This window comes from Leptotrichia sp. oral taxon 879 str. F0557 (assembly GCF_000469385.1).
Classification (GTDB): domain Bacteria; phylum Fusobacteriota; class Fusobacteriia; order Fusobacteriales; family Leptotrichiaceae; genus Leptotrichia; species Leptotrichia mesophila.
In genome coordinates this window covers 28,546-30,033 of the sequence record NZ_KI271335.1, presented here as the reverse complement: position 1 = coordinate 30,033, position 1,488 = coordinate 28,546, and the positions used below count along the sequence as shown (strand labels likewise).

Here is a 1,488-nt window from a genome sequence, read left to right as displayed (position 1 = left end):
AAGTAGTGAGGATAAAGAAGCGATAAATACAGCAATAAACTTTATGAATGAATATATAGAAATTAGAGATCCTGATGAGCTTGATAAATGGCTTGCAAAAGCTCCAATTACAGAAAAATTCAGAAAAGAATACCGAAGAAGAGAAAAACATATAGAATTAAGTCAAAAATCACTTGAAGGAAAATTATCTCCTGCTGATGAGAAATTTTTAAAAGAAAATGACGATATTCATTATGAGTATGATGCCTTATTAGGAGCAGGAATAATAGATATAAGAGAAGAAAGTGGATTTCAATTGAAAAAATATGATTCTAAGTCTAAAACAGTTTATTTAAAAGATAAATACGAGGAAGAATTTGTTGTTGATGGTACGAAAAATTATCAAGGTGGAACAGAAATAATGTTAAAACTCGTAAAACAAAATGGAAAATGGTTAATTGATGAATCAAAATAAATTAGACAAAGAAACAAATGATATAGTGAAATAATATATTCATTGGAATATATAGAGTAGTAGACCATACATTTATAAATATTGTTCTTTATAGTGCTGGAAAATTAAATAATAGTTTGAAAAATTATGATAAATATAAAAAATAAAAGCGAGTGATAAAAATGTTAAAAAAAATAGGAATAGCTATGTTAATCGTAGCAAGTTTAGGAATGTCAGTTACAAGAAATAAATCAAAAGTAGGTAAACTTCAGAAAACAGTTAAAGAAAGTAATCAGGCAAATGCAAAATTAAGTAGTGAGGATAAAGAAGCGATAAATACAGCAGTAAACTTTATGAATGAATATATACGAATTGAAAATCCTGATGAGTTCGATAAATGGTTTGCAAAAGCTCCTATTACAGAAAAATTCAGAAAAGAATTTCAAAGAAGAGAAAAATATATGGAATTAAGTCAAAAAGCACTTGCAGGAAAATTAACTCCTGATGAAAAGAAATTTTTAAAAGAAAATGAGGATATTACTTATGACTATGATCCTTTATTAGCAGCAGGAATAATGGATATAAGAGAAGAAAGTGAATTTCAATTGAAAAAATATGATTCTAAGTCTAAAACAGTTTATTTAAAAGATAAATACGAAGAAGATTTTGTTGTTGATGGTAGAAAAGGTCATCAAGGTGGAACAGAAATAACATTGAAACTTGTGAAACAAAATAGGAAATGGTTAATTGACGAATCAAAATAGAAACAAAAATAAAATTTTCATGCTGTATATTATTATGCAGATGTGGAAGATTTGTTAGACGTGAAAAGGCAGTTTAATAGTTTTGCTTTTTCTGAAAATAAATTGTATTCATCAATCTTTTATTCAGCAACATTAGATGAAGAATATGTAAAAATAATTGAAGCTTACAAAAATAATATAGGTAAGATTTAAAAAAAATGAATATAAAAAGTGTAAAGAATCTTTATTGTTGTATAATTCAAAAAAATAATTAGACTTATTCGACAACCTATAGTTCAAAATTATAAATTG

Annotated in this window: 3 protein-coding genes; all 3 read left to right on the top strand. The window is 25.7% G+C overall.

The window, feature by feature from the left end; all coding sequences use genetic code 11:
- The coding region (locus HMPREF1552_RS07295) for a hypothetical protein (protein WP_021744504.1) at window positions 1–454 on the top strand (454 nt) is incomplete at its 5' end.
- A 161-nt stretch (window positions 455–615) separates the two neighbouring features.
- Window positions 616–1,197, top strand: coding sequence for a hypothetical protein (locus HMPREF1552_RS07290; protein WP_021744503.1), 582 nt, complete (start codon window positions 616–618; stop codon window positions 1,195–1,197).
- Window positions 1,198–1,257: 60 nt separating this feature from the next.
- Entirely contained in the window at window positions 1,258–1,389 is a 132-nt protein-coding gene (locus HMPREF1552_RS12930) for a hypothetical protein (protein ID WP_255349266.1), read from the top strand.
- Window positions 1,390–1,488 lie beyond the last annotated feature (99 nt).